Genomic DNA, 6,994 nt, shown 5'->3' with positions numbered 1-6,994 from the left:
CGCCGGGCGCTATCCGGTGAGTCCATGGCGTGGCCCCCGCCGCGTGTGCCAGGCCGCTGCCGTGCTCCATCCGTGACTTTCGCCGCCGGATTATAGTCGTTTGGCCGTCGCGGCAGTGTGATCTGCGTCCGAAACGCCGGCTGCGGCGCAAGAAATACCGCATGTCAGGGTGCCGCGCTTTGATTTGCCGGCGCCTTTGGTGGAGAATTGCGGTTTCATTTTCTCGGGAGGTTGGGGGCTAGCATGAATCTTCACGAGTATCAGTCCAAAATACTATTCTCCGAATACAACATTCCCGTCCCAAAAGGTGATGTCGCCGCGAGTGCGGATGAGGCCGTCGCCATCGCCGACAAGCTGGGCGGCAGCGTCTGGGTGGTCAAGGCTCAGGTCCACGCCGGCGGGCGCGGCAAGGCCGGTGGGGTCAAAGTCTGCAAGTCCAGGGACGAGGTGCGCGAGTACGCGCAGTCCATCCTCGGCACGCACCTGGTGACACACCAGACCGACGACAAGGGCATGCCGATTAACAGCGTCATGGTGGAGCAGGGGCTGGATATCCAGTCCGAGCTCTACCTGGGTGCCGTGGTGGATCGCGCCTCGAAGCGGGTGGTGTTCATGGCGTCTGCCGCCGGCGGCATGGATATCGAGGAAGTCGCCGCCAAAACGCCGGAGAAGATCGTCAGCGTCGAGGTGAACCCGGTCGCGGGCCTGCAGGCGTTCCAGTGCCGTCAGATCGCGTTCGCCATCGGGCTTAAGGGTGATCAGATCAAACAGCTCGTCAAGGTGATGGACGGCCTCTACCGGTTGTTCCTGGCCAGTGATCTCAGCCTGATCGAGATCAATCCGCTGATTGTCACCGGTGAGGGCACATTGCTGGCCCTGGACGCCAAGCTCAATGTGGATGACAACGCCATCGAAGTTGGGCGGCAGAAGGCCATCGAGGCCATGTACGACCCGTCCCAGGAAGACCCCACCGAGGTGGAGGCGAAACAACATAACCTCAATTACATCACGCTGGACGGCAATATCGGCTGCATGGTCAACGGCGCCGGCCTCGCCATGGCCACCATGGACGTGATCAAGGTGCACGGGGGCGAGCCGGCCAACTTTCTGGATGTGGGTGGTGCCACGGACAAGGACCGTGTGGCCGCGGCGTTCAAGCTGATCCTCTCCAGCCCTGCCGTGGCCGGGGTGCTCGTCAACATCTTCGGCGGCATCGTCCGCTGCGACATGATTGCCGAAGGCATCGTCAACGCGGTGAAGGAAGTGGGCGTGAAAGTGCCCGTCGTGGTCCGCCTGGAAGGCACCAACGTGGACCAGGGCAAGGCCCTGCTAAAGGACAGCGGCATGGACCTCATCCCCGCCGACGACCTCTCCGATGCGGCAAAGAAGATGGTCGCCGCCATCGGCAAGGCCGCCTGAGCCCACGCCACCGAATCACTGCGAGGTTGTTCTAATGAGTATTCTCGTCAACAAGGACACCAAGGTTATCGTCCAGGGCTTCACTGGCAAGCAGGGCACCTTCCACGCCACCCAGGCCCTGGAGTACGGCACCCGCATCGTCGGCGGTGTCACCCCCGGCCGCGGTGGTGAGAGCCACCTGGACCTGCCGATTTTCAACACGGTCAAGGACGCCGTGCGCCAGACCGGCGCCGAGGCCTCCATGATCTACGTGCCGGGCGGTTTTGCCGCCGACGCGATCCTCGAGGCGGCCGAAGGCGGCATCAAGGTCATCGCCTGCATTACCGAGGGCATACCCGTGCTGGATATGCTCAAGGTCAAGGCGGCGCTGGCGTACTATGAAGGGGTGCGGCTGATCGGCCCCAACTGCCCGGGCATTATCACCCCGGACGACTGCAAGATTGGCATCATGCCGGGCCATATCCACAAGGCCGGGCGCATCGGCATTGTCTCGCGCTCCGGCACGCTGACCTACGAGGCCGTCAAGCAGACCACCGACGCCGGCCTGGGGCAGAGTACCTGTGTGGGCATCGGCGGCGACCCCATCCAGGGCATGTCCTTCGTGGATGTCCTTGAACTGTTCAAGGACGACCCCCAGACTGAGGGCATCGTCATGGTGGGCGAGATCGGGGGCACCGCCGAGGAAGAGGCCGCCGCGTATATCCAGGCCAACATCAACAAGCCGGTCGTGGCGTACATTGCCGGTGTGACCGCGCCCCCGGGCAAGCGCATGGGGCATGCCGGAGCCATCATCAGCGGTGGCAAGGGCACGGCGGACGACAAGTTCGCCGCCCTGGACAAGGCCGGCGTCGCGACCGTACGCTCGCCTGCCGACATCGGTGAGCGCATGAAAGGACTGCTTTCCTGAGCAAAGTGTGTGCTCGACCGGTTGCCGCCGTCCGCTCTTTACTGGGGCGGCGGTTCCACTGAAACAGCATGGAGCGACCCAGCATGTCCGAGCAGCTGCGCGTCGCAATGGCCCAGCTGGACACCCGCGTCGGCGACGTGACCGGTAACGCGGAGCTGGTGATCACCACCGCACTGCGGGCCCGGGACACGCTCTGTGCCGATGTGGTGGTGTTCCCTGAGCTGACGCTCACCGGTTATCCACCGGAAGACCTCCTGTTTCGCCCGGATTTCATCAACGCCATCGGCGAGGCTCTGGCCCGCATCCGCGATGAGGTGTCCGGGATTGCCATGGTCGTGGGCTTTCCGCACCTCGCCAAAGGGCGACTGTACAACTCGGCGGCTGTGCTGCAGGGCGGCACGGTGCTGGGGGTCTACCACAAACACCACCTGCCCAATGGTGGCGTGTTTGACGACAAGCGCTATTTCGATCCGGGCAGTACGCCATTGGTGGTGGATATCGGCGGTTACGCCTGCGGGGTCACCATCTGCGAGGACCTCTGGCATCCGGGGCCTGCCCGCTGGGCCGCCCGCGAAGGGGCGCAGGTGCTGTTCAACCTGAACGCCTCCCCGTTCCACTCGGGCAAGTTCCAGGATCGTGAGGCGGTGATTCGCGCGCGCCAGGAGGAGGCGGGCCTGCCCGTGGTCTACGTCAACCTGGTCGGTGGCCAGGACGAGGTGGTCTACGACGGGGTGTCCGTGGTCTACGGCGGCGACGGCAGCGTCGCAGCGCGCGCCCCGGCCTTCACGGAGGGCCTTTGGACGGTGGATTTCCGGCGTCAGGGGGACGGTCTGGCACCGGAGATCGGCGAGGTGGCCGAGCTGCCCGACGATGACGACCTGGTTTACCAGGCGCTGGTTCGCGGGCTGCGGGATTACGTCGACAAGAACGGCTTTCCCGGCGTGCTGCTGGGGATGTCCGGCGGTATCGATTCCGCCTTGAGCGCCGCTGTGGCGTTGGATGCGCTGGGGCCGGAGCGGGTGCACGCCGTCATGCTCACCTCCCGCTATACCTCCGGAGAGAGTCTGGAGGATGCCCGGGGCTGTGCGCAGTTGATGGGCGTGCGTTACGCCAGCCTGGACATCGATCCGGCGTTCCAGGCCTGCCTGGATGAGCTGGCGCCGGTGTTCGGCGACCGCCCGGTGGATACCACGGAAGAGAACATGCAATCCCGCGCCCGCGGGCTGATGCTCATGGCTCTCTCCAACAAGTTCGGCCACATGGTGCTCGCCACCGGCAACAAGAGCGAGTATGCCGTCGGCTATGCCACGCTCTACGGTGACATGTGCGGCGGCTTTGCGCCGCTGAAGGATGTCTACAAGACGCGGGTGTACCGGCTGGCGGCGCGCCGCAATGCCGGTGGGCGGGTGATCCCCGAACGCATCATCAGCAAGGCGCCAACCGCCGAGCTGCGTCCGGATCAAAAGGACGAAGATTCACTGCCCCCGTACCCGGTGCTCGATGGCATTCTGGAGCGGTACGTGGACGCGGACATGTCCGTGAAGACGCTGATCAGTGAAGGCTACGATGAGAGCGACGTGCGCCATGTGGTGGCGCTGCTGCACCGCAACGAGTACAAACGCCGGCAGTCAGCGCCGGGTGTCAAGGTCACGCGCAAGGCCTTTGGTCGGGAGCGCCGCTACCCGATTACCTCCGGCTATCGCCCATGGGGCTGAATGCCGCGGACCCGCCCGCGCCGGATTACGCCGGTGACGCCATTGACCAGACGAGGTACCCATGAAAAAGATCGAAGCCGTCATCAAACCGTTCAAGCTGGACGACGTGCGCGAGGCCCTGTCCGATATCGGCGTTACGGGCATGACCGTCACCGAGGTGAAGGGCTTCGGGCGGCAGAAGGGCCACACGGAGCTCTACCGGGGTGCGGAGTACGTGGTCGACTTCCTGCCCAAGATGCGGGTGGAACTCGTGGTGGGTGACGATCATGTGGACCGCTGCGTTGACGCCATTGTCGGCGCTGCCAAGACCGGCAAGATCGGCGATGGCAAGATTTTCGTCACACCGGTGGACCGGGTGCTGCGCATCCGCACCGGTGAGGAAGACGAAGACGCGATCTGAAGGCATGATCCGGGGGGCGGCTGAAGTGACCTCCGGCTCACCCGGCTACGATTCGCCGTCGTCTCCGCGCCTCGAGGCCGCCCCGAGCCCGGGGGAGAACAGGGTATCCTGGAGCGCCGGGTGGTCGGGATAGTTCATCTCCAGCACCCGCACCACGTCCGCCTTCAGGTCGTCGAGCTCCAGGTTTCCGTAGGCCTCCGCCAGTACCGCCAGCGCGTCGCGCACGGCCGGTGTGCCCTGAAAGTTCTGGATGACGGTCTGGGCCCGGTTGGCGGCGGCGATGTAGGCGCCGCGGCGCATGTAGTAATTCGCCACGTGCATCTCGTAGAAGGCCAGGTGCTGGCGCAGCCGTACCATCTGTTCTTCCGCATCGTCCGCGAACTCGCTGTCGGGGAAGTCATCGGCGACACGCTGGAAGTCCGCGTACGCCTCGCGGATGGCGTTGGGGTCGCGGGTGCGGCGGTCGATGTCAAAGGTGCGGGTGAGGAAGTCGTTGCCGCGATCCAGGTTGGCGCGGCCGCGCATGTAGCGCGCGTAGACCACATGCTCGTCCTGCGGATTGAGGCGTATGAAGCGATCGGCGGCGCTGATCGCCGAGCCCATCTCCCGCGCCTGGTAGTAGGCGTGGATCAGGTCGAGCTGGGCCTGCCGGGAGTAGGGGCCGAAGGGATAGCGGGCCTGCAGGTCCTCCAGGCGCTCCGCTGCCGTTCGATAGTCGCCGCGCTCCATGGACCGCTGGGCCTGTTCGTAGAGTTCCGCGGCGGAACGCTCCTGTTGGCCAGCGCCGGCCCGGCGATCGCGCGGATCCCCGCCCTCGGCGCCGCGTGGGCCGCCACAAGCGGCAACGGCCACTGCCAGGGCGACGATGACAAGTAGGGGCAGGAATCGAGGCATCGGGTGCTTCCGTTGACGGGTCATGATGCGCGTATTCTAGGCGACCCACCCGCCGGCGCATAGGACCCATGGCATATGACACCGCGCCGGCACTGGTAAACTGGCATCAGCGGCGCGTGCGAGCCGGCAGGCTCGAGCGCTCCAACCATTCAAGTTAGTGCCGAGGTGAGCGGCAAAGTTCCCATGAGCGAGCACGTGGAGCGGAATGCCAACATCCCCGAGACGGCGGCGGGTGCCCGGCTCGACCGGGCGCTGGCCGAGCTGTTTCCCGATTACTCCCGCAGCCGCCTGCAGCAGTGGCTGAAGGACGGTGCCATCACCGTCGACGGCAGTCGGTGGCGGCCGCGGGACCGGGTCAAGGGCGGCGAGACGGTCAGCCTGCGGACAGCTCTGGAGGTGGCGGTGCCCACGGTCGCCGCCGAAGCCATCGCCCTCGATGTGATCCACGAGGACGCCCACGTGCTGGTCATCAACAAGCCCCCGGGGCTGGTGGTCCACCCGGGCGCCGGCAATCCGGACGGCACGCTGCAAAATGCGCTGCTGCATCGGCATCCCCACCTGGAGCAGATCCCCCGGTGCGGCATCGTGCACCGGATCGACAAGGACACCTCCGGGCTCATGGTGGTGGCGCTCAGTCACCGGGCTCACACGCTGCTCACGGCCCAACTGCAGGACAAGACCGTCGGCCGCGAATACGAGGCCCTGGTGGGCGGTACGTTCACCGCCGGCGGCACCATTGACGCCCCCATTGCACGCCATCCCCGGGATCGCAAGCGCATGGCCGTGGTCGCCGCGGGGCGGCGCGCCGTCACCCACTACCGCATTAGTGAGCGCTTCAGCGCCCATACCTTGCTGCGGGTCTTTCTGGAGACAGGGCGGACCCATCAGATTCGCGTCCACCTCGCCTATCTGCAGCACCCGCTGGTCGGTGATCCGGTCTACGGCCTGCGGCCGCGCCTGCCCAAGGGGGCGGACGATGCGGTTCGCGCCGCCCTTGGAGGGCTGGGACGGCAGGCCTTGCATGCGGCGCGGCTGGTCCTGCAGCATCCGCAAACGGAGCAAACGATGGCCTGGGAGGTGCCCAGGCCGGCGGATATGGTGCGCGTTCTGGAGGCGCTGCGTGAACACGATCGACGTATGGCGCGATGAATAGCGCCTGGATTCATCCCGACTGGCCGGCCGCGGCGTCGGTGCGCGCCTTGTCGACGACCCGTCAGCACGGTTTTAGCGACCCCCCGTATCACTCGTTGAACCTGGGGCGCTGCACCGATGACGACCCCGAGGCCGTGCGCCTGAATCACGACTACCTGCGTGAGTACGGCGGGTTGCCGGGTGATGCGTTCTGGTTGCGCCAGGTCCACGGCACCACCGTCGTGGCGGCCCATGACAGCCCGCCCGAGCCGCAAGCCGATGCCGTGTGGACGGATCAGCGCGGCCTGCCCTGCGGTGTGCTCGCCGCGGACTGCCTGCCGGTGCTGCTGTGCGATTGGGCGGGCACACGGGTTGCTGCCGCCCACGCCGGCTGGCGCGGGCTGGCTGCCGGTGTGCTGGAGGCGACCGTCGCCGCGCTGCAGACAAAACCCGAGCGGCTGATGGCCTGGCTGGGGCCGGCCATCGGCCCGCACCGGTTCGAGGTCGGTGACGAGGTGCGGCAGGCCT

Annotated in this window: 7 protein-coding genes; 6 read left to right on the top strand and 1 reads right to left on the bottom strand. The window is 66.1% G+C overall.

Going from position 1 to position 6,994, the window contains the following annotated elements; all coding sequences use genetic code 11:
• The first annotated feature begins 243 nt into the window (after window positions 1–243).
• The 4 genes from sucC (at window position 244) to QZT63_RS18155 (ending at window position 4,441) form a co-directional block, all read left to right on the top strand.
• Window positions 244–1,419, top strand: coding sequence for an ADP-forming succinate--CoA ligase subunit beta (sucC, locus tag QZT63_RS18170; protein WP_290653200.1), 1,176 nt, complete (start codon window positions 244–246; stop codon window positions 1,417–1,419).
• Between the two features lie 34 nt (window positions 1,420–1,453).
• Entirely contained in the window at window positions 1,454–2,326 is an 873-nt protein-coding gene (gene sucD, locus QZT63_RS18165; protein ID WP_290653198.1) for a succinate--CoA ligase subunit alpha, read from the top strand.
• A gap of 83 nt (window positions 2,327–2,409) precedes the next feature.
• A complete protein-coding gene (locus tag QZT63_RS18160) occupies window positions 2,410–4,041 on the top strand; it encodes an NAD+ synthase (protein WP_290653196.1) in 1,632 nt (543 codons plus the stop codon).
• A gap of 61 nt (window positions 4,042–4,102) precedes the next feature.
• Window positions 4,103–4,441 (top strand): P-II family nitrogen regulator, encoded by a 339-nt coding sequence (locus QZT63_RS18155; protein ID WP_290653195.1) that lies wholly within the window; start codon window positions 4,103–4,105, stop codon window positions 4,439–4,441.
• Window positions 4,442–4,486: 45 nt separating this feature from the next.
• Here the strand turns inward: QZT63_RS18155 and QZT63_RS18150 are convergent, their stop codons facing one another.
• Entirely contained in the window at window positions 4,487–5,359 is an 873-nt protein-coding gene (locus QZT63_RS18150) for an outer membrane protein assembly factor BamD (RefSeq protein WP_290653194.1), read from the bottom strand.
• A gap of 159 nt (window positions 5,360–5,518) precedes the next feature.
• On the opposite strand from QZT63_RS18150, the gene rluD reads away from it, so the two are divergent.
• Window positions 5,519–6,484, top strand: a complete 966-nt coding sequence (rluD, locus tag QZT63_RS18145) for a 23S rRNA pseudouridine(1911/1915/1917) synthase RluD (protein ID WP_290653193.1) — start codon at window positions 5,519–5,521, stop codon at window positions 6,482–6,484.
• A partial coding sequence (locus tag QZT63_RS18140; protein WP_290653192.1) for a laccase domain-containing protein occupies window positions 6,481–6,994 on the top strand: 514 nt, incomplete at its 3' end. The genes rluD and QZT63_RS18140, both read left to right, overlap by 4 nt.

Origin of the sequence: Aquisalimonas sp. (assembly GCF_007120195.1) — a bacterium.
Taxonomy (GTDB): Bacteria; Pseudomonadota; Gammaproteobacteria; order Nitrococcales; family Aquisalimonadaceae; genus Aquisalimonas.
The sequence above is the reverse complement of the archived record's forward strand: the minus strand, read 5'-3'. Positions and strand labels throughout refer to the sequence as shown.

Bases quoted from the DNA above. Each gene is read 5' to 3' on its own strand.
- sucC (WP_290653200.1), top strand. From the start codon at position 244: ATGAATCTTCACGAGTATCAGTCCAAAATACTATTCTCCGAATACAAC.
- sucD (WP_290653198.1), top strand. From the start codon at position 1,454: ATGAGTATTCTCGTCAACAAGGACACCAAGGTTATCGTCCAGGGCTTC.
- QZT63_RS18160 (WP_290653196.1), top strand. From the start codon at position 2,410: ATGTCCGAGCAGCTGCGCGTCGCAATGGCCCAGCTGGACACCCGCGTC.
- QZT63_RS18155 (WP_290653195.1), top strand. From the start codon at position 4,103: ATGAAAAAGATCGAAGCCGTCATCAAACCGTTCAAGCTGGACGACGTG.
- QZT63_RS18150 (WP_290653194.1), bottom strand. From the start codon at position 5,359: ATGACCCGTCAACGGAAGCACCCGATGCCTCGATTCCTGCCCCTACTT.
- rluD (WP_290653193.1), top strand. From the start codon at position 5,519: ATGAGCGAGCACGTGGAGCGGAATGCCAACATCCCCGAGACGGCGGCG.